The 17,998-nt window shown below is 38.3% G+C and carries 20 protein-coding genes, 4 pseudogenes and 1 riboswitch; of the genes and pseudogenes, 7 read left to right on the forward strand and 17 right to left on the reverse strand.

Features of this window, described 5'->3' with window-relative positions; translation table 11 throughout:
- Positions 1-293 precede the first annotated feature (293 nt).
- The 6 genes from B1NLA3E_RS21860 to B1NLA3E_RS21885 all read right to left on the reverse strand — a co-directional run bounded on the left by B1NLA3E_RS21860 (position 294) and on the right by B1NLA3E_RS21885 (position 4,367).
- Positions 294-1,499, reverse strand: coding sequence for an AAA family ATPase (locus B1NLA3E_RS21860; protein ID WP_015595997.1), 1,206 nt, complete (start codon positions 1,497-1,499; stop codon positions 294-296).
- A complete protein-coding gene (gene cpaB / locus B1NLA3E_RS23435; protein ID WP_015595998.1) occupies positions 1,489-2,046 on the reverse strand; it encodes a Flp pilus assembly protein CpaB in 558 nt (185 codons plus the stop codon). The genes B1NLA3E_RS21860 and cpaB overlap by 11 nt, the downstream gene beginning before the upstream one ends.
- Positions 2,047-2,197: 151 nt before the next feature.
- A complete protein-coding gene (locus tag B1NLA3E_RS21870; RefSeq protein WP_015595999.1) occupies positions 2,198-3,103 on the reverse strand; it encodes a pilus assembly protein TadG-related protein in 906 nt (301 codons plus the stop codon).
- Between the two features lies 1 nt (position 3,104).
- On the reverse strand, positions 3,105-3,488 hold the full coding sequence (locus B1NLA3E_RS21875; RefSeq protein WP_015596000.1) for a TadE family protein: 384 nt from the start codon (positions 3,486-3,488) through the stop codon (positions 3,105-3,107).
- Positions 3,485-3,979, reverse strand: a complete 495-nt coding sequence (locus B1NLA3E_RS21880) for an A24 family peptidase (RefSeq protein ID WP_015596001.1) — start codon at positions 3,977-3,979, stop codon at positions 3,485-3,487. The genes B1NLA3E_RS21875 and B1NLA3E_RS21880 overlap by 4 nt, the downstream gene beginning before the upstream one ends.
- Positions 3,980-4,178: 199 nt before the next feature.
- Positions 4,179-4,367: a Flp family type IVb pilin gene (locus B1NLA3E_RS21885; protein ID WP_041580789.1), complete on the reverse strand. Its 189-nt coding sequence runs from the start codon at positions 4,365-4,367 to the stop codon at positions 4,179-4,181.
- Between the two features lie 335 nt (positions 4,368-4,702).
- A riboswitch (cyclic di-GMP riboswitch) is annotated at positions 4,703-4,787 on the reverse strand.
- 70 nt (positions 4,788-4,857) lie between these two features.
- Between B1NLA3E_RS21885 and B1NLA3E_RS21890 the strand changes: the two genes are divergently transcribed.
- The 3 genes from B1NLA3E_RS21890 to B1NLA3E_RS21900 are packed head-to-tail and all read left to right on the forward strand — an operon-like array spanning position 4,858 to position 5,835.
- A complete protein-coding gene (locus B1NLA3E_RS21890; protein WP_187292126.1) occupies positions 4,858-5,202 on the forward strand; it encodes a DUF192 domain-containing protein in 345 nt (114 codons plus the stop codon).
- Positions 5,203-5,226: 24 nt separating this feature from the next.
- A complete protein-coding gene (locus tag B1NLA3E_RS21895) occupies positions 5,227-5,586 on the forward strand; it encodes a hypothetical protein (protein WP_041580790.1) in 360 nt (119 codons plus the stop codon).
- A 15-nt stretch (positions 5,587-5,601) separates the two neighbouring features.
- On the forward strand, positions 5,602-5,835 hold the full coding sequence (locus B1NLA3E_RS21900; protein WP_041580791.1) for a hypothetical protein: 234 nt from the start codon (positions 5,602-5,604) through the stop codon (positions 5,833-5,835).
- Between the two features lie 51 nt (positions 5,836-5,886).
- On the opposite strand, the gene B1NLA3E_RS23440 is transcribed toward B1NLA3E_RS21900, so the two are convergent.
- Together B1NLA3E_RS23440 and B1NLA3E_RS23445 are read right to left on the reverse strand one after the other, a co-directional pair.
- Positions 5,887-6,483: a DUF3231 family protein gene (locus B1NLA3E_RS23440; RefSeq protein WP_015596004.1), complete on the reverse strand. Its 597-nt coding sequence runs from the start codon at positions 6,481-6,483 to the stop codon at positions 5,887-5,889.
- Positions 6,475-6,893 (reverse strand): annotated as a pseudogene (locus B1NLA3E_RS23445) (DUF3231 family protein); the annotation flags it as partial. The gene B1NLA3E_RS23440 and the pseudogene B1NLA3E_RS23445, both read right to left, overlap by 9 nt.
- A 353-nt stretch (positions 6,894-7,246) precedes the next feature.
- Here B1NLA3E_RS23445 and B1NLA3E_RS21910 point away from each other — a divergent pair.
- Positions 7,247-7,759, forward strand: a complete 513-nt coding sequence (locus B1NLA3E_RS21910) for a DoxX family membrane protein (RefSeq protein WP_015596006.1) — start codon at positions 7,247-7,249, stop codon at positions 7,757-7,759.
- Positions 7,760-7,844: 85 nt separating this feature from the next.
- On the opposite strand, the gene B1NLA3E_RS21915 is transcribed toward B1NLA3E_RS21910, so the two are convergent.
- A complete protein-coding gene (locus B1NLA3E_RS21915; protein ID WP_015596007.1) occupies positions 7,845-9,551 on the reverse strand; it encodes a glycoside hydrolase family 13 protein in 1,707 nt (568 codons plus the stop codon).
- Between the two features lie 149 nt (positions 9,552-9,700).
- Here B1NLA3E_RS21915 and B1NLA3E_RS21920 point away from each other — a divergent pair, with 149 nt between their 5' ends.
- Both B1NLA3E_RS21920 and B1NLA3E_RS21925 read left to right on the forward strand, forming a co-directional pair.
- Complete coding sequence (locus B1NLA3E_RS21920) at positions 9,701-10,489, forward strand: hypothetical protein (protein ID WP_015596008.1); 789 nt, start codon at positions 9,701-9,703, stop codon at positions 10,487-10,489.
- Between the two features lie 4 nt (positions 10,490-10,493).
- Positions 10,494-10,961 (forward strand): hypothetical protein, encoded by a 468-nt coding sequence (locus B1NLA3E_RS21925; protein ID WP_015596009.1) that lies wholly within the window; start codon positions 10,494-10,496, stop codon positions 10,959-10,961.
- A gap of 236 nt (positions 10,962-11,197) precedes the next feature.
- Here the strand turns inward: B1NLA3E_RS21925 and B1NLA3E_RS21930 are convergent, their stop codons facing one another.
- Both B1NLA3E_RS21930 and ssb read right to left on the reverse strand, forming a co-directional pair.
- Positions 11,198-11,413 carry a hypothetical protein gene (locus B1NLA3E_RS21930; protein WP_015596010.1) on the reverse strand — a complete coding sequence of 72 codons (216 nt, stop codon included), beginning with the start codon at positions 11,411-11,413 and terminating at the stop codon, positions 11,198-11,200.
- Between the two features lie 4 nt (positions 11,414-11,417).
- A pseudogene (gene ssb / locus B1NLA3E_RS25870) lies at positions 11,418-11,750 on the reverse strand (single-stranded DNA-binding protein); the annotation flags it as partial.
- 200 nt (positions 11,751-11,950) lie between these two features.
- Between ssb and B1NLA3E_RS21940 the strand changes: the two are divergent.
- Positions 11,951-12,202: pseudogene (locus B1NLA3E_RS21940) on the forward strand (ATP-binding protein); the annotation flags it as partial.
- Positions 12,203-12,785: 583 nt separating this feature from the next.
- Here B1NLA3E_RS21940 and B1NLA3E_RS21945 read toward each other — a convergent pair.
- The 6 genes and pseudogenes from B1NLA3E_RS21945 to B1NLA3E_RS21970 form a co-directional block, all read right to left on the reverse strand.
- Positions 12,786-13,463 carry a Yip1 family protein gene (locus B1NLA3E_RS21945; RefSeq protein WP_015596011.1) on the reverse strand — a complete coding sequence of 226 codons (678 nt, stop codon included), beginning with the start codon at positions 13,461-13,463 and terminating at the stop codon, positions 12,786-12,788.
- Between the two features lie 23 nt (positions 13,464-13,486).
- Positions 13,487-13,711, reverse strand: a pseudogene (locus tag B1NLA3E_RS21950) (ABC transporter permease); the annotation flags it as partial.
- Between the two features lie 759 nt (positions 13,712-14,470).
- A complete protein-coding gene (locus B1NLA3E_RS21955; RefSeq protein WP_015596013.1) occupies positions 14,471-15,022 on the reverse strand; it encodes a hypothetical protein in 552 nt (183 codons plus the stop codon).
- A gap of 15 nt (positions 15,023-15,037) precedes the next feature.
- Entirely contained in the window at positions 15,038-15,571 is a 534-nt protein-coding gene (locus B1NLA3E_RS21960) for a stage II sporulation protein M (RefSeq protein WP_015596014.1), read from the reverse strand.
- The gene (locus tag B1NLA3E_RS21965) at positions 15,561-16,238 is read right to left on the reverse strand and encodes an ATP-binding cassette domain-containing protein (protein ID WP_015596015.1); all 678 of its coding nucleotides are present in this window, start codon (positions 16,236-16,238) and stop codon (positions 15,561-15,563) included. Before B1NLA3E_RS21965 ends, B1NLA3E_RS21960 begins: the two co-directional genes overlap by 11 nt.
- A complete protein-coding gene (locus B1NLA3E_RS21970) occupies positions 16,231-17,694 on the reverse strand; it encodes a hypothetical protein (protein ID WP_015596016.1) in 1,464 nt (487 codons plus the stop codon). The genes B1NLA3E_RS21965 and B1NLA3E_RS21970 overlap by 8 nt, the downstream gene beginning before the upstream one ends.
- Positions 17,695-17,998: the final 304 nt, after the last annotated feature.

Raw genomic sequence — 17,998 nt, forward strand, 5'->3', positions numbered from 1 at the left:
TTTCTTTTTTTAGGCTTTGTAACTAGTTTGTTGATTTCCGCTCTAGGATGCTCAGCAAACCGCGGGGCGGTATGGGAGCGTCTTCTGCGCTGTGGAGTTACCATTTGGGCTTTTTTTCCCCAGCTTCGGTCCTACTTCCCTGTTTCAGTTACCGTTTGGGTGTTTTTTTCCCAGCTTTGGTCACTGCTGCGCTGTTTCAGTTACTCTTGGCCTCTCTTCGGTCACTTGACCCAGTGGAGTGATGGCGGGAACTCTCGGCTGTCTTTTTTAGTTATTGTAAACTAGTAACAAAGTTAACTTTTAGAGCTTTTTTTAAATGATAATCCTTTGAAGCGCTTGGTCTTTTTTGATTTTTCGCTTGGGACTTTAGGGATTGTTACTAGGCTTTCGGCAAACTTTAGTGTTGCTTTAGCTACTTGTGTGCGCGGTGCTGAGATTACGAATGGAACGCCTTTGTTAATTGAGGAAATTACGGTCATGTAATCGCTTGGGATTCTCGCGAAAACTTTTTTTCCGAGCACGCCTTCAATCGACTCAAAGTTCATTCCTTTCATTTCGGCATCGCGGTTTAAAACGATTTTTATTTTATCGGTAAAGCCTAACAGGGTCATGGTATCGAGCGCCAGCTTTCCGTTCTTTAGGGCTGGCAGATCGAGTGAGGTGATGAGCAGGATGTCATCGGCGTGGTCTAGTGCAACAAGGTTCGTTTCGACTAGACTGGGCGGTGTGTCGATGATGACGACATCGTAGCGCTTCTTCAGTTCCTCGATTAGGCGCGAAACATGGTCGCCGCTGATGAGTTCGGCAAATTCAGGCAAGGGTGGCGCGGCAATGAATTCAACGCCGGATTGGTGCTTCATCATATAGGGCTCGACCTGCCCGTCGTTGGAATCCAACGATTCCTTGACCCAATCGTAAATGGTCGCTTTCGGTTCTTTATCAAATAGCAAGGGCACGTCGCCGAACTGCAGGTCGAGGTCGATGACAGCGACTGCGAGGTTCTTTTTCGCGAGTGCGGTTGCGGCATTGACCGCCAGGGTTGTTTTGCCGACTCCTCCTTTTGTGCTCAGGAAGACGATAATTTTGCCGTCCTTTTGATGGGTAGCGAGTGGTTGGCTTGCCGCGCCATCTAGTTTGAGTGCAAGGGTCTGCTCTACTTTTTCAATGGAAGTCAGGAAATCTTGCTTGGTGCAGTGTTGGGGTAGGATGTCGACAACCCCCGAGTAGAGCGCTTGCTTCAGGTCGATTTGGTCGGCCGGCAGCATGAGCAGGACGACGGTATTTCGGTATTTTAGCGAAAATTCTCGAGCTACTTCGTAAGGGTTCTTGTGCTGAAACTGACCGATGATGATGATTGATGGTGCGCTTGCTTCGAGCTCCTTTTTCAGGTCGGTTTCGGTTGTGATTGTTTTGACTATGTGTCGTTTCCCGTGCAGCATTTCGGCGATTTCGGTTCCAAAGGAGACTTTTGAGCTAAAGACTAGGTAGTTAATCTGCATCTGCTGTCACTCCTTTTTTCGAATCCTGTGCCGGTGTTTTGCGCAGCATTAGGGTAAGGGAACCTTTTACCGATACGGTGGCAATTGATACGGCTTGCTCGGGCGTCACTTCTACGGTCACGGATGGATAGGTTAAGGCTAGCTCAGAGGCCGGCTCGATGCTTTTTATCGTTTTGCCGGTTTGGCTACCAACTGCGAGAACTTTGATTCCTTGCAGGAGGATTTCGGTCTTCGCTGGTCCCTCCGGACTTTCTGGGATAAAGGCGATGACGTCGACAAAGTTTCCTGGGCGGATTAAACCGGATACCCCTTTGACTTGGTCAACCGCGATCGAGATTGCGCGCTTGTTTGGGCTGATTTTTAGCTTTTCATTGTTTGTTTGCGCCGCTTTATTCGTTTCTTTCTTTTGCACAGAAACTACGTTCTCGGACTTATTTTCAGAGGATGATACTTGCTGGTTTTCCCCTTTGCTTAAATAGAAGTAAAAAATGATTGTAAAAATGGATGCGATCACCATTGACAGCATCCAGATTTTCTTAGGATTCATCCCTTCACCTGCTGTCTGTCTTGATATTTTAGAGGCGGAGTTTCCCGCCTCTTTATTTTGGGAACCCGGACTATCTGGTTAGGAGAACTCATAATTTCCGACCCTTGGCTATCTTGTTAAAAGTACTCATATTATCCGTACAATGGAGTATCTATCTTGTTAGTTTGTATCCATAGGCTCCGTAGCTTGGCGTGCCGTAGGCAATTTCGCCTGAAGCTGTTTCTTCAATAAAGCGCCCGACGATTTCAGCGGATTGGCTTGTTGATGCAACAGTTTCGATAAAGAACTTGGCAAAGCCAACGATCTTTACGGCCTTTATTTGGTTTTGGTCCGTTACCACGGTCTGGAACACGGGCACCAGTATAATCCTTGGACAATCATCAGGGTGATTCAAATAGGTCGCAGTTGGGCAGGCAGCTATCCGGTAGTTAACTGCTCTGGCGGTGGGTCCTGCTAAATTCCCTGTTTGTGTATTGATGATTTGGTTCACACGAAGTTCTTGGTCATATCCCATTTTAAAATCTTCTTCGAATATATTTGCTCCCGGCCCTGCTAGGGCAAGGGCACCAAAGTTCCCGACTGTGGCGTCTTCAACTTTAAGATATTTGATGTCACCAAAGGTTAGTTGGCTTGTATCCTCTACCCCTACTGGAACGGCGCCTCTTCCTGACATAAGCGTTCCGATTTCGACATGGGCAACGGCGTCAACTTTGGCTTGAGCGAAGCCGATTGCTTTGGCGAACACGAGGTCGACTGTTTTTTCAGCGCTGACGGTGATTCGGTGATCACTTTTACTAAAGATGATGTTAAATTTATTGGGATCTTCCCCATTTAAGGTTATTGTTTCGGTTGCTTTGGCTGTTGCCATCGCTGGTGTTGCCGGCAGTTCCTGTGCACCGGCAAGGGCTGCGGCATCGGCGATGTCTCGCAATTTTTGCTTTTCCATGTACAGCATGCCGCCATCAATGACGAGTGCGGTGATGCCTAGTAAAACGGACATCAGGAGTGCGACGACGACAACGACTGCACCATTTTCTTTTTTTATGATTGTGCTCATACTATTCCACCCTCATCACGGTTTTACTTTTAACAGTAAAAGGGTTTGGCAATACGATTTCCATAAGCGGTACGGATATTGTCACTGGGTATGTGGTGGAGACGGTCACATATACGCCTCTTTTTCTCAGTTCCGGCTGCGGTGTGACGGTGACGGTCAACTTGTCAGTCTGTTCGACTTGAGCTGCGTCCTTCGTCGTCTTGATGATTTCCGTATCAGTCGCGCCTAGTGTGGCTAACCGTGCCCCTTCACGACTGGCGTTGTTTGTTGTTAAATAGGCTTGAAAAATTCGCCCAAAATCGATGATGCCGAAGACGATGAGCAAAAGTACCACTAAGCTGAGGGCTAGTTCGACTGTTGCTTGGCCTTTCTGGGAGCGAATCATCCGAAGTTTACTCCGAGCTGGATGATGGTACCTAGGACGATCGCGACGCCATATGGGAAGGCGTGATGATATTCATTCTGGTCCAGGCCGCTCAGCTTTCTTAGTTTTGTAAAAAAAATGATGCGTTTAAGTGAGATTAGTAGTTCTTTTTTCCAAATTAAGATGATGACAGCAATTATGCCTCCGATGATGGCGGTAAATAAGAATGCCCCAAACACGAAGGTTGCGCCTTTTAGTGCCCCTATGGCCGCTAGAAGCTTGACGTCGCCTGCGCCCATTCCGTCCATTAGATAGGGGATTAATAGTACACCAAAGCCTGCCAATAAGCCTAGTCCGCTGAATGTTAAGCCGTGCGTGCCAGCAGTTATGGTGTGATAGGTTAGTCCCAGGATCATGGTCGGGAAGGTAATCTTATTTAATATGCGTCTGCTTTTGAGATCGGTAATGAATGAGATTACAAGGATTAGTAACAAAATTATATTTAGTAGCATTTTTCACCTCATTGGACATGCTTAAAACGCCAGCTTGAGTGGTGATTAGCGGCGTCGGTGCTGGATATTTCGCGCTGAAGAGGGCTGTTTGATGTGTTGATGGTTGGGTCGTCAGCGCTTGAGATTATAAAAAACCCCCACTTCCAAATGCACGAACGAAAGTAGGGATTTTGATTAATCATTATTATTTAACTTATTATCATTCAGGTGGTGTTACATCTGTGCCTTCAAGCTTGCCTTTAATTTCTGTAAATTTGGCGCTGATGGCGTCACCAAATAACCCTAGAGCAGCCACTGCAGCTAGAGCGATTAGTCCTAAAATTAGTCCGTACTCTGTCATACCTTGTCCCGTCTCTTCAATGAAAAGACCACTGATTTTCTTCATCATTATGTTCACCTCATATAATATTTTGGCAAACAACGATAAGTAACACTACAGATTCGGTAACTGGCTGACTTCGGTATAGCCTGTAAGCTGTTCTACAGATTCGGCAAATGGCTGACTTCGACATTCCGTGTAAGCTCTTCAATCAAATTCGTAAACTGGCTAAACTTTGGTATTCCAAAAAAGCCTTTCTACTGATTCAGTAAATGGTTGACTTCGGAATAGTCCGAGTGACCTTTTACAGATTCGGTAACTGACTGACTTTGGTAATCTCTGTAAACCATTATACAAATTCGGCAACTAGCTAACTTTGGTATTCTCGTAAGCCCTTCTACAGATTCGGTAACTGGCTGACTTCGGCATTGCTCGTAAGTCCCTATAGTTTTGCGTCCCATGATTTCTCAAGGTTTGCCTTTTCGTTTGTTTGCTATTTAAATATAGCACTTTAATTGGTAAAATCGCTATGTACGGTAGGAGAAGGAAGGGCGATTTTGTGAAAATTATAAGGCGAATTAGTGACATTGATGTACCTATTACGATAAAGGTTTACGATCGATTTTGGCCGCGGTTTAGAGGGCTGATGTTTAGACGGAAACCGATTGTGGATGAAGGCATTATGTTTTCACCCTGTAATTCAATCCATATGTTCTTTATGTTTTTTGCGATTGATGTTGTGTTTCTTGATGACGATGATGTGGTGGTAGCTGTAAGGAAGAACTTGAAACCAAATCGAATAATATTTCCGATTCGTGGTGCGGTTAAAACGTTAGAGCTGCCTGTTGGGACGATTGAAGCTTATTCAATTGTGCTTGGGGATCGAATTATAGTGGGAAAATAAATTAATTTGGAAGGGGATTCGGTGGTGGTGGTGGTTGGCCGGATTGCCTTTTTTTGTGGTTTTTTGGGGTGTTTTTGTAGCTTTTGGGATGTGCTGGGATTAGGTTGGTTCGTCGTTGGTTTGTTAGGTGCTTTATTACGGTTTTTTGGCATTTTGGGGGCTGGGCATTGCACTAGGAACGTTTATCGGCCGCTATCGTGGTTTTATCGACCGTTTTGGCAATTTTTATCGGCTAATCGCCAAAAATTACCAGCTGCGACACCAGCGTTAAAGATGATTTGGTGGGGTGGCCGAGAGTCGCCTCAGTGTCTGCGGAATCGTTCTTTATTTTTCAAAGTCTTAAAAATGGAATACTTGGATTTCCTCATCATATATAAAGTATAAAAGGGGAAATGCGTATTGGTTAAGGCATGTATTGTTTGTGGTGCGAATACTAGGAAGGTCATTAAAACCGGATATGAGCTTGTTCATTCTGATAGTAAAGATCCATTTACCCAAGCTATTTTAGCTAAATATGGGAAACCTCCTCTAGGAATTGGGGCAATTTGCAATACATGTCTTACGAAGTTAGCAAGAAAGCAAACTTATCTCATCGATGCATTATTTTCTCCATTGATGGAAAGCAAGATGTAGGTCGGGGATTGGGGGCCTGCCTCCAAGTGTATTGGAGGCAGGCTCCTTTTTTTATTGTTCTCTGTTCATTAAGTCATTTGGTGGAGCTTGTGGTGGACATTCCATCCAGCCGTGTTTGATTGTTAAATTTGCACCATCTTCAGCTAATAATCCTACCTCTGATATAAGTCGAGTGTATTTTTGGATCAAATCCTTCCTTATGCTTTGTGATAGCGCCGTACCATAGTTCCCGATGCCGGTAATATACATTAAACATATGTGATACATCATCAGCTTGTCTGAGAAAGGTGGTTTCGTTGAATCCAATATATCGCTGTCCCAGGTCATTGGGGCTGGTAAGCTTTCCTCCGTTAAAGTGGCATGAAATATTTCGATATGTTTTTTAGCTATTTCTTTGACACGGACCATATAATCCCTAACATCTGCTGTTTTTGCCGTTTGGGCAAATCCGATCGCTAAGGCTCTTCCCATCGCATTTGTTTGAATGTTTGTAGCTAGATGGGAAATTTCGAGTGCTACAAGGGGCCGCTTTTCGCCAAACCACCCCGACAGAAAGCTTTGCTTTTTTACAAATTCAACTTGATGTTGCGGTGTTATATAAGGTGGTCTGATTGAAAGACCTTTGTTTAATAGAATTTCTGTGACCATATTGAATAGCTCGGCGACGGTGGCTAAACACGCTGTTGTGAAATCCCTAACATCTTGTCTGTGCGTATTCTGCAAAGCATAGGCGTACGATGCAGCCCTCCCTTGGCCATGTCTAGGAGGTAATTTAAATAAAATGAATCTGAGAACAGTCTGGGTGCATTCAAGTTTATGTCCTCATCAGTAAATCCTAGCGGAATGGGGATATGGTCTCCGGTAAAAATCTCGGTGATTTTTTCTAAGTGATTTTGGGCCAGTGATAAGGCGTACTCGATTGCTGGGCGCGTTTCAGTGTCTTCTACGTTATGTAGAAATACCGTTAATACACATTTGGCTAAGCTATCCCCCTGGTAATTAGCCCAAAGGTAACCTATCTCCGAAGAGGTTAAACGAATGTTATGTTTTTTTTCCAATTATGCCACTCCACTTACAGTTTTCTTACAGCTAGTGTTTGCCTGTTTGGATTATTTAACAGTGCTAATAATTAGTAAATGAGTGATAGGAGGACGAATTAACGCTGTGAAGCATAATTGGGTGCCTGACCCCCGGTGCTTTAAAGTGGTGAAGAGATGATTCGGTACGGATTGTCTTTTTTGACTGCTATGTCAATGTTGATGAGGTTTTCACTATTACGGTGTAATAAAATGTTCATACATTTATTACAGATTTGTGAATTCGAAGGAAAATCCACCCATTTGGTCATTTTTTTGTTATATTAACAGTGTACTTAACGTATTTATTCTAATTAATAAAGGAGATGTTTCAAATGGTAGTAAATTTTCTAAGAGAAAACAAAATTGCAGCAGGCATTTTGACAGTCCTTCGTTTATATATGGGATATTCATGGATCACTGCAGGGTACCACAAGTTGGCTGGCGGTTTTGATGCTTCAGGATATCTAAAGGGTGCAGTGGCTAAACCAGTAATGGGTCCAGATGGTGGCATGGTTTACGGCTGGTATGTAGATTTCCTAAAACACTTTGCCTTACCAAACGTTGATATCTTTAACACGATCGTTCCAATAGGTGAATTTTTAATCGGTCTTGGACTTTTGCTTGGATGTTTAACAACAGCTGCTATGTTCTTTGGACTTGTGATGAACTTCGCGTTTTTCTTAGCAGGAACAGTTTCTCATATTCCAACTGACCTTTTCTTAGGGGCAATCATTTTATTCTCTGGCTATAATGCAGGTCGAATCGGTCTTGACCGTTGGGTGATTCCATTCATCCGCAAAACTGTTTTCAAAACAGCCGATCGTACGGCACATAAAACAGCCTAAACCTCTTGGCATTAAACGAGTTTCTTAGAACAACAAACTTCGGTTAGCATATTAGAAGAGGCTTCGCTCAGTAGCGAAGCCTTTTTTATTTTATCCGGTAAACCCTTGTTTCATATGGACCTAATTCAAGTTTGTGTTCGGTTATTCCATAGTTGTTTAACAGCAAGTGGCGTCGGTTAAAGCATGCACCCAACTCATTGGTCAATAATGCGGGTTGATCGGAAAGATTAGCGATTACGATGACTTTTTTTCGGCCGAGTGTCCTGGTGTAGGCGTAGATTTGCGGATCATCCGGTAAAAGCAGGTCATAGGTGCCATATGTGAATACCTTATTGGCCTTTTTCAAGCGGATCATTTTTTTATAGAAATTCAGTATTGATGCTGGGTCGTGTCGCTGAGCGGCTACATTAATGTCTACGTAATTCTGATTTATTTTTAACCAAGGGGTGCCTGTGGTGAAACCGGCGGATTGATCGGCGGACCATTGCATTGGAGTGCGGGAGTTGTCGCGGCTCGTGGCCAGGATGACTTCCATAATTTCCGCGTGCGGAATGCCTTCGATTCGTTTCAAACGGTACAGGTTTTTGGTGGCCACGTCATTGTATTCTTCGATGGAATCAAATTGGACGTTGGTCATGCCGATTTCTTGTCCTTGGTATATGAACGGTGTGCCTTGCATCAGAAAATACATGGCGGCGAACGCTGTTGCACTTTCGCGCCAATACTGACTGTCATTTCCCCAGGTTGAGACAACACGGGCATGGTCATGATTTTCAATAAACAGGGCGTTCCAACCTTTGCCTTCGAGACCTTTTTGCCAGCGTGACAAGACCTCTTTTAATTCGACGACATCAAGTTTCTTTTTCACTTCCGCATCCCAGAGGGCGAGGTGTTCAAATTGGAATACCATATTGAAATTACCTTGCTTTTCGTCGACCCAAACATCAATATCGTTGACGGTGACTCCGTTCGCTTCGCCAACGGTGATGATGTCATATTTAGCGAATGTCGCTTCCTTTAGCTCTTTTAGTAAGGGCTGGATGCCGTTGACGTTCATCATTTTGGGAAAAGCAGGAACGTATTTCAGTCCGTCGGGATTTGGCATATCAGCAAGTCCGGTCTCTTTTTTGATATGGCTAATGGCGTCAACGCGGAAGCCGTCAATCCCTTTATCGAGCCACCAATTGATCATTTTGAAGAGCCCTTTCCGAACATGGCTATTTTCCCAATTCAGGTCAGGCTGTTTTCGCGAAAAAATGTGCAGGTAGTACTGTTCGGTTTGGTGGTCGTATTCCCAGGCTGAGCCGCCGAAAATGCTTTCCCAGTTATTAGGTTCAGCGGGGGTTGGGGTTGATGGTCTATTCAAATCAGCACCGTCTTGTGGCGGAGCGTTGTCCTTGCCATCCCGCCAGATATACCAGTCGCGCTTTGGATTGTCCCTGCCAGAGCGCGATTCGATGAACCATGGATGCTCGTCGCTTGTATGGTTGATGACTAGGTCGAGGATCAGCTTCATGCCGAGGCGATGTGTTTCTAGTAGGAGCTGATCAAAGTCCGCCATTGTTCCGAATTCAGCCATGATTTCTTGGTAGTTGCTGATGTCATAGCCGTTATCATCGTTTGGTGATTGGTACATTGGGGAGATCCAGATCACTTCAATTCCCAGGTCACTTAGATAGGGTAACTTTGAGATGACACCCTGGATGTCGCCAATCCCATCCCCGTTCGAATCCATAAAGCTGCGGAGATAGATTTGATAGGCTACTGCTTCTTTCCACCATAATTTCTTCATGTTAAAGGCTCCTCCACATGAGGGGTTTTGTTTTATCATACTAATTGGAGTTGATTTTAGACATCTTTTTTTGTGGATACAATTCCAATTTTAGTAAATATTAAGTAATAATATTTACACCCATTTTTATGACGTTTAGGAGCAACCTTATGAATAACTATTCAAATGACAATACTGCCCGGCGTTATAAAGCTTATGTAAGTACGCTTGGGTCGGCGCAAATTCATCTAAGGAGCCCATTTATTATTGCTTGGTGGTCTGCAGCTTTTCCTGGAGTAGGGCATCTTTTACTTTCAAAAAATCTCCGTGGATTTGTATTATTTATTTGGGAAGTGTTTGTAAATATACATGCACATATAAACGGAGCCATGATCTATTCGTTTCAAGGGAAAATAGATATGGCAAAAGCTATTTTAGACACAAGATGGTTGCTCATTTATATCCCTGTTTATCTGTTTGGGATTTGGGATAGCTATCGAACAACTGTCGATTTGAATCAGATATCTATTTTAGCTGATAGAGAAGATCATCAGTTTAATACTTTTTCTATTGATGCGCTGGAGATTAACCATCTTGATAAGCGGAAACCTATCATATCAGTATTTTGGTCTTTGTGGATTCCAGGGTTAGGGGAACTCTATATTCATCGAATTATCACTGCCTTTTTTGTTATTATTTGGGCTGTGGTCTTTTACTACTTTTCCCATGCACCTGAAGCTATCAGTTTACTTTTCTTAGGCAAAATTCAGCAGGCAACCTCCGTGTTAAGACCGGAATGGTTTCTGTTCCTTCCCTCTGTTTATGGTTTTTCTATGTATGATTCCTATATCAATACTGTTGAAAACAATAAACTGTTTGATAGCGAACAGAAGACATTTTTGAAATTAAATTACCAGAATCCTAATTTTGAAATAATAAAAGGAACTAAAGTGGAGTGATTGTATGCAAATATTCTCAACTTTTGAACACACCATTTTTCTAGAGTTAGCGATATCTTCTATAGAACAAAAAGGGGTCAAGAAGGAGGACATTTTTGCTGTCCCTTTAAATAATCGTGTTGAAGAACGGAAATTATTTGATTCACTTCACCATGCCGATGGAACCTCGCTCATAGATCTTGCGATGGCGCTTGCGACTGTATTTGCGGTAATTGGGGCTAGTTTTGGATTTACCCTAAAGTGGGGGCCCATTTATTGGGGACTCATCGGTACCTTTTTTGGCTTTATGCTTGGATTTGGGATTAAGTTATTTATTTTTAAAGTATTGCGGAAAAAGAAACGACTGTTAAAAGGGAAACACGGTGAGGTCATCCTCATCATCGATTGCCACGAAAATAAAGCGGAAGCGATCGAACAAATCCTCTGGGATCATCTAGCCTTAGGCGTGGCTAAGATACAGACGAGTACATAAAGGGGGGCGGGCTGGGGTTGTCGCTGTAATGCTGTAAAGTGCGAAGCGGTGCCTGACCCCCAGTGCTTTACAGCGGTAAACAAAGAAAAGGCTTGACCACTAGAATTCGGGGTCAGGCCTTAATAATGAGGGTTATTTGTAGGGTCCATTGATTTTTTCTATGGAAGGACGCTAAGAATGGGTTAATGGTATTTCAAATGTAATGAAATGTTGGTTTGAATTTGTGTGGGTTCTCTTTACGAGTTTGGGGTTGGCTTCTCGACTCGGGCAATAAAGGTGTAGCATGCATCAGGAAAGGGGGTTTCTGAGGATGCAGCCTCAACAATATATTGCTCGACTTGGCTAACTCGCTTTGATAAATCGGTCAACCTACGATTCGACCTGCCGATCATGGTGATTAAGTTTTCCAGTAGTCTTTCAACCTTTACAAGCTGTTCGAAAGATTCATCCACACCATTATGCCTCCCTCGAAAAACTCATGGGCACAGGATCCGGTTCAGGTACAGGTATCGTTACATGCTCAGACTCTGTCACTCTTTTTCCAAGAAACTGAACACCCTCTGCCACAACTTCAGTCACATACACTCTGCGTCCTTCATTATTTTCGTAGTTGCGGGTCTGAATTCTGCCGGTAATTCCGACAACGGAGCCCTTCCGGCAATAATGAACCGTATTTTCAGCCGCTTTCCGCCACAGAGTGCATTGAACAAAATCAGCTTCTATCTGGCCATTTTGATTTTTGAAGTGGCTATTTACAGCTAAAGTGACATGCGTGACAGGAATGCCTTCATGTGGATTTTATTATGTTCTGTCACAAAAACACCTGTTTTTAAGATATTTTTGAACATAAATAAGTCACATTTTTTCATAAATTTTGTCATAAATAGATATTTTCTTTAGTATAAATTGTCATTAATTTATTACCTGTATTATATTCTTTCTGATATGGGGGAAATCTTACTTTTCATTCACTATGTACTAAGTAGGATCTAATACTTGATGAATGGCTTCTAACATCTTTAACAGGAAGTGAAGCTCGAGATTTATTAGAGATTGTGGAAGCCCGTCACCAAGTGGCCTCTACCATATTCTGTTCTCAATTTGATACTCAAGGATGTTATGAAAAGATTGGAGAGGAAACCTTAGCAGATGCTTTCTTGGATCGCAACATTCACGACTCATACACCATTCTAATTGATGGAGAAATGTCGATGAGAGAAAGACATGGGCTAAAATATTAATCTTAGGACTGAGCCATTACCGTAAGGCAGTGGCTCTTTTTGTGTCACTACTGTCCCCCATTTCTGACATGAGTGTCCCTAAAATATGGCATAACTGTCCCTTTTCAATGGCAATATTCATTTATGAATTCTAGTATTAAATATAGTGGGCGATTGCGAAAAAACTACAGTTCGCAATAAAAATACACCCTCAGGTGTCAATTTAAATTTTCCTTCCCCATGGAAGAAATCAAGAAGTTCTTCCTTCCAAGTGATTTAAGGAAAAGTCCATATTCCCGAAACACACTGAAGTTTAACAAACTCGAAAATAATCAATAACTCAGCTTGGGACTAGACATAATTCTGATTAATAAGCAGTATTCAGAAAAAAGGTAGTGATTATTTATTTTCTATGTATAAAGACAATATATATAAAAATTTTCTCATTTCACTAAAAAATTTATTTAGTACCAATTAGCGATAACATTAAATTACCTTTAAACTTTCGATAAATCCCTAAAAATAGGGATTTATCGAAGTAACGCAATGGAATTTTATATTAAAAATCACAACACGCCTTGTAAATGAGCTGTTCGTAAAAAAACTATTTTAGCCCTGGTTGTGGTATTAAACCTCCAAGAGAACTTAATCCAACTCCAATTAAGAATACAATCACAACAAGAGTGACTGCCTTATTCTTGCTTATTCCTGTCACAATATGCAAACCTATACCCAGTACAGCATAGTACCAGATTTTGAAAATATCAAAGCTCTGAGCAATAGCATTTAGCATTTTGTTATCCTCAAATAACGGAGCCATACTCGTATATGACACTTCATATCCTCCAAGGGAAAGAGCAATCAAAGTGTTAACTAATACTCCTAGAGATGTAATAATACTTGAGTAAATTACAACAGCTAATAGCCTTTTATATGAAGTATCATTACTCATAATTACCATACAGAATTTGTATAAGGCAGCGGCGATGAAGAACATAATCACTCCCCCAAACATTCCCCCAATAGCTCCCATTCCCATGGATAAAGCAACCGGGATCTTCATATCCGACATCAAATCGGCATCATTTAGGATTGGGTTATCTAAACTTAAATATGAAACAAGGGATCCTGTTATTCCCATCAATAGAATCATGATTACCAGCGGCAGTCCAATTGAAGCTTCTTCTTTCATCCTCTCAAATTGAATGGTTGGGGATGTGATGATACCAAATAGTGAAGGCTTTTCCTTATTTATTTCATTAATCATTACATTTGTTTCCATAAATATCCTCTCCTCTTCTATTCCTATCTTAATACATCGATTGGATCCCGCTTTGCAGCTTTGTTTGCCGGCATTAAGCCAAAGATAATACCAAGAGTCATTGAAAAAAATACACCACTAATCACGACTTGAACAGATACCAGTGCTGGCCATTTCGCAAATGCAGATACAATGTATGCTCCTCCGACTCCCAATCCAATGCCAATGATCCCACCCAGAAGGGTAAGAACCATGGCTTCAATTAAAAACTAAAGTGAAATTTTTCCCCTTGTCAAATGGCTACAACAGTGATAATCGACCCGACTCCGATGATTATCCCGAGCATCGTAAGCATAGAATACCCTAAACGCAAATAGGGAGAAGACATATGCTCAAAACTTGTTAATCTGTAAACAAACAGCTGAATATATACCGAAGGTTACACAGTTTTATATACTCGGTAGCTCACTTTGAAGTATTAAAATGATTACTCAGCTGCTTTTGAAAATTATCCAGCATTGATAGTATCACCTTTTCAAATTCTATTTAATTGGTGCACTAAGTACTTGCAATATGTTTATAGAGATGTTGGCAACAATAATAGAGGTCACTTCTATGAAGCGTACCTCTAAGCTGTTGATATTAAAGAGTTTAGCCTACCTTTTTCATAAAGTATTATCAAAAAATTTTATAAGCATTCAAATATCATAGTTTATTTTTTTCAAAGAAAGCTATCAGTTAAATAGATCCTGTACATTGCGATTGTTGAACATATATTTTTGTATCTTTATTGGTAGAGAATTTTTATATACGGCTTTCATAAACATAAGATTTAGCCTTGTTCATGAGAATAACTTTTGATATTAATTTTATAAAAAGATGTTATAAATAAAGATACCTGCGGCTATTAATCCAATTACAAATGCCAAAGCACTAAACCAAAACAGAAATTTAGGTTTCATATTCATATTAATCATTTCTCCTTTCGCAATATCTGGTAGTTTAACGAATTCAGTTAATCAAATTTATTATCCTAATAATTTGTTATTTAGAGTTAAGCTCACAACTATAATGTTAATATATATAAGTAAATTAAAAGCCCCTAAAAATTTCAATATAGATTTTCTATCTTTTTTAAAGTTCTTGAGTATGTGTTTATAAACCATAATTGAAAAAATTATATTAACTGGGGAAAAGATATTAACAAATACTTGAGTTTTGCCACTATATAAATCAACAACATCACCGTTTAGGAAATAAAACGCAAAAAATATTATTGTGGAATAAAGAGAAGTTAATAGTAAATATATATTCCCATACTGTTTCGCAAACTTCATATCAACTTTATCTTTGAAAATAAATTTAAAAATCGCAGCAATTGCTATAATTAATATTGTATACAAAGAAACAAATACCGTGAGCTGTAATAGTAGATTAATTACATTTAGGAACGTTTTTACATTTATAAAATTACTGATTTCATCTGGTATAATTTTTTTAAAGTAATTCATACTTACATTCAATTTAAGGGAACTTATTAGTAGATAAGAAATGAGATTTATTAAAAAAAACTTTTTCATTAAATTTTATCTCCTTTAAATGCTGTTATATAATTTTTCTGTTATTGTCCCCTCAATAATTGCCGCTAGCAACGTAATTGTCGTAACAACAATTATAACTTTAGTTGAATTTGTTATCAGTTTCTTCAGTAAGAGTAACCTTCCTACTTGTTGTTTATCCAATATTATGTTATAGATTTTTTTTACAATTAATATTACTAATATATTAGCTACAAAAAATGCTATCAGTTCCAAAAAGCCGTGGGCAATTACGGAAGATAATAATTTTCCTATCCCCATATCATTTATTACAGCAACCTTAATTACTGCACCCATCCCTATACCTTGAAAAAATAAATTGATATTAGAATAAATACCTGCTGTAATAATTCCAAAAGCAATATTTAAATAAATTATAGAAATGTTGTTGTTGAAAATCTCCAAAATACTCACTTGTGTATGACTGCTTATTGGACTATCTATATTCGTAAGGAAATAACCACATAAAAAACCTAGTATAAATACTAAAACTGTAAAAACTGTTTCTTTCGTATATTTTTTAAGATTCATTAACACGCCACTCTTCTCTCACACTGTAAATCTTCATATCTTTCATGTCCAAGATCCTATTTGAAAGTTTCTTAATTAAATTTAAATCGTGAGAAGAAAATACTAAAATAGCTTTGTTATTATTAATATAACTCTTTAAAAAATCAATAGTATTCTCTTTACTTTTTGTATCTAAATTTACTAATGGCTCGTCAAATAATAATAAATTTGGCTTATGAATTAAACTTAAAAGTAACATTACTTTTTGCTTTGTGCCCAAAGATAAGTTTTTCATCAAGTGATTTTTAAAATTCTCTAAAAATAATAATTCTATTAGTTCTGTTTTTGATGAATACAGGGAACTTTTATCCTCTATGTCTTTAAAATTAATGTTTAATTCTATAAATTCGTCAACAGTCATAAAATCATAGGAATATAAATCATTTAATAACATACCTACATTTCTAAGATACTCATAGTTTTCTCGACCACAACTTAAAGATATGTCATTAAGTTGTATCTCTCCTTCAAAATCTGTTAATCCCCCTATTAATGAAATCAATGTTGTTTTTCCCGAACCATTATTCCCATATAGTGCCAGAACTTCTCCCTCATGAATGTCGATACTTAGATTATCAATAATTTTTTTTTCATCGTATTTTTTTGTGACTTTATTTAACTTAAGCACTTACATTACCCCTTTTAAAAAACAATTCCTTGAAGAAAACAATTAAAAACCATGTATATGTAATTATCACTACTGTATTGATTATCATGGATATGCTGTATAATATTCTACTATCTCCAAGTCCAATATAGATAAATAGTAGTGTATTCAAACCTGTCATAGTAACATAATCGAAAATACTAATTTTAAAAACTTTAGTTTCTAGAGTAAATCTATCTGAAATTAAGTCCTCTTTTACTAAGTTATAAATATTTTTTCGTGTCTTCATCGTATGATACATAATTGCAATTAGGTAATAGATAAGTATATAAAAAATGCTATGCCCATTACAAAGTAGAATATATACAATTAATATTGGAAAATAAATTAATACATTTATTAAGCATTCAACCAATAACATAAACTTTGCCTTTTTATAAAATTTCAATATAAAAAAATGTCCATTAATGTTATCCATCACTTTCCGATCAATTAATTGAACTGTTATAAATATAATCATATTAATAGAATTGATTAGTAACATGTCAGTTATATTATTAAACAATTTATTCGTAGATAAAAATATGCCAATAACTAAAGTAACTATTTGAAAAAACACTACTTTCCATATATATCCATCTTTTGAAAATAATCTAATATGATTATTAATTATAATGTTAGCAATATTTTTAGTTTTCTTAACTTTAAAAATCTTATTTTTATCATAATTTAAAGTGTTCATTCTATATAATTCATTTTTATATCCTTGGATTAAATTAATAATTAAAATTACTGTTATTATTAGGAAGATAATAGAATAGTATAATTTTACATATATATAATTGCTCGCAAATATGAACAACGCAGAAAATAGTAGAGTAAGTAATTTTCTTATAATATCACCAATGCTACTTTTATAATTACTAATTAGTATGTTATTTAATGATAAAACAATAAACTCACTTAATATTGTAATAATAATCAAATTAATTATTGAGAAAACGATTACTCTCAAATCATTTAAATATATATAATTTGTACATATAACTATTGTAGCAGGAAAAAACACTTTCAAAATAAGATCGTTTAATTTTGAGCTGATGCTATAATTTAAAAAACCATAAAAAAAACTCTTTCTACTATTACAATTAAGTTTATAAAGCTTATATTCTTCGCAACGAATATAATTATTCATATGTCTTTCATCCAACATAAATTTACATATAAATATATAAATCCAGCTTATAAACATAGCAATATTTATATCAAATATTTTTATACTAATAAATATTACAGCTAACACTTTAAATATACTTCCAATTAAATCTGCGAATCTTGTTAGTATAATTAAGTTTTTTACATTATCCTGAATATCAGTTATATTTAAAAATCTATCCAATAAATTTTTTAAAACAAAAAATGTTATTTCTTCTTCTTTTCTTCTTGATTGTTTCCTAAATAACGTAAAAATACTCATAAAAATACTCCAATATGTATAGTCCATCAGGATTATTGAGTAACAGTCTCAGACTTTGGATAGGCAGACGCAGCCCATTTTCAACCTGTAAACAGCTGAAGTATTTTTCTGATTCCTTCATCACTCCTGATGTCGAAAGAGATGTGTTTTTTTTAAGAAATAATTATGGAAAAAAGCTTCCATCCTACCAAGTTAAACCTCAGTCATGGACTTAGATCAAAACGCGATGTATGTAAAATAAAACCCCTTAATATTCTTCTATTATGAATGGGATCAATTCTAGCAATTGGTGCAGATTCCTTTT

It is taken from the genome of Bacillus sp. 1NLA3E, assembly GCF_000242895.2.
Classification (GTDB): Bacteria; Bacillota; Bacilli; order Bacillales; family Cytobacillaceae; genus Bacillus_BU.

What these genes read in the sequence shown, in the direction of transcription:
- B1NLA3E_RS21860 (WP_015595997.1), bottom strand. Translation starts at nt 1,499, where the DNA reads ATGCAGATTAACTACCTAGTCTTTAGCTCAAAAGTCTCCTTTGGAACC.
- cpaB (WP_015595998.1), bottom strand. Translation starts at nt 2,046, where the DNA reads ATGAATCCTAAGAAAATCTGGATGCTGTCAATGGTGATCGCATCCATT.
- B1NLA3E_RS21870 (WP_015595999.1), bottom strand. Translation starts at nt 3,103, where the DNA reads ATGAGCACAATCATAAAAAAAGAAAATGGTGCAGTCGTTGTCGTCGTC.
- B1NLA3E_RS21875 (WP_015596000.1), bottom strand. Translation starts at nt 3,488, where the DNA reads ATGATTCGCTCCCAGAAAGGCCAAGCAACAGTCGAACTAGCCCTCAGC.
- B1NLA3E_RS21880 (WP_015596001.1), bottom strand. Translation starts at nt 3,979, where the DNA reads ATGCTACTAAATATAATTTTGTTACTAATCCTTGTAATCTCATTCATT.
- B1NLA3E_RS21885 (WP_041580789.1), bottom strand. Translation starts at nt 4,367, where the DNA reads ATGATGAAGAAAATCAGTGGTCTTTTCATTGAAGAGACGGGACAAGGT.
- B1NLA3E_RS23440 (WP_015596004.1), bottom strand. Translation starts at nt 6,483, where the DNA reads ATGGTCACAGAAATTCTATTAAACAAAGGTCTTTCAATCAGACCACCT.
- B1NLA3E_RS21910 (WP_015596006.1), top strand. Translation starts at nt 7,247, where the DNA reads ATGGTAGTAAATTTTCTAAGAGAAAACAAAATTGCAGCAGGCATTTTG.
- B1NLA3E_RS21915 (WP_015596007.1), bottom strand. Translation starts at nt 9,551, where the DNA reads ATGAAGAAATTATGGTGGAAAGAAGCAGTAGCCTATCAAATCTATCTC.
- B1NLA3E_RS21920 (WP_015596008.1), top strand. Translation starts at nt 9,701, where the DNA reads ATGAATAACTATTCAAATGACAATACTGCCCGGCGTTATAAAGCTTAT.
- B1NLA3E_RS21925 (WP_015596009.1), top strand. Translation starts at nt 10,494, where the DNA reads ATGCAAATATTCTCAACTTTTGAACACACCATTTTTCTAGAGTTAGCG.
- B1NLA3E_RS21945 (WP_015596011.1), bottom strand. Translation starts at nt 13,463, where the DNA reads ATGGAAACAAATGTAATGATTAATGAAATAAATAAGGAAAAGCCTTCA.
- B1NLA3E_RS21955 (WP_015596013.1), bottom strand. Translation starts at nt 15,022, where the DNA reads ATGAAAAAGTTTTTTTTAATAAATCTCATTTCTTATCTACTAATAAGT.
- B1NLA3E_RS21960 (WP_015596014.1), bottom strand. Translation starts at nt 15,571, where the DNA reads ATGAATCTTAAAAAATATACGAAAGAAACAGTTTTTACAGTTTTAGTA.
- B1NLA3E_RS21970 (WP_015596016.1), bottom strand. Translation starts at nt 17,694, where the DNA reads ATGAGTATTTTTACGTTATTTAGGAAACAATCAAGAAGAAAAGAAGAA.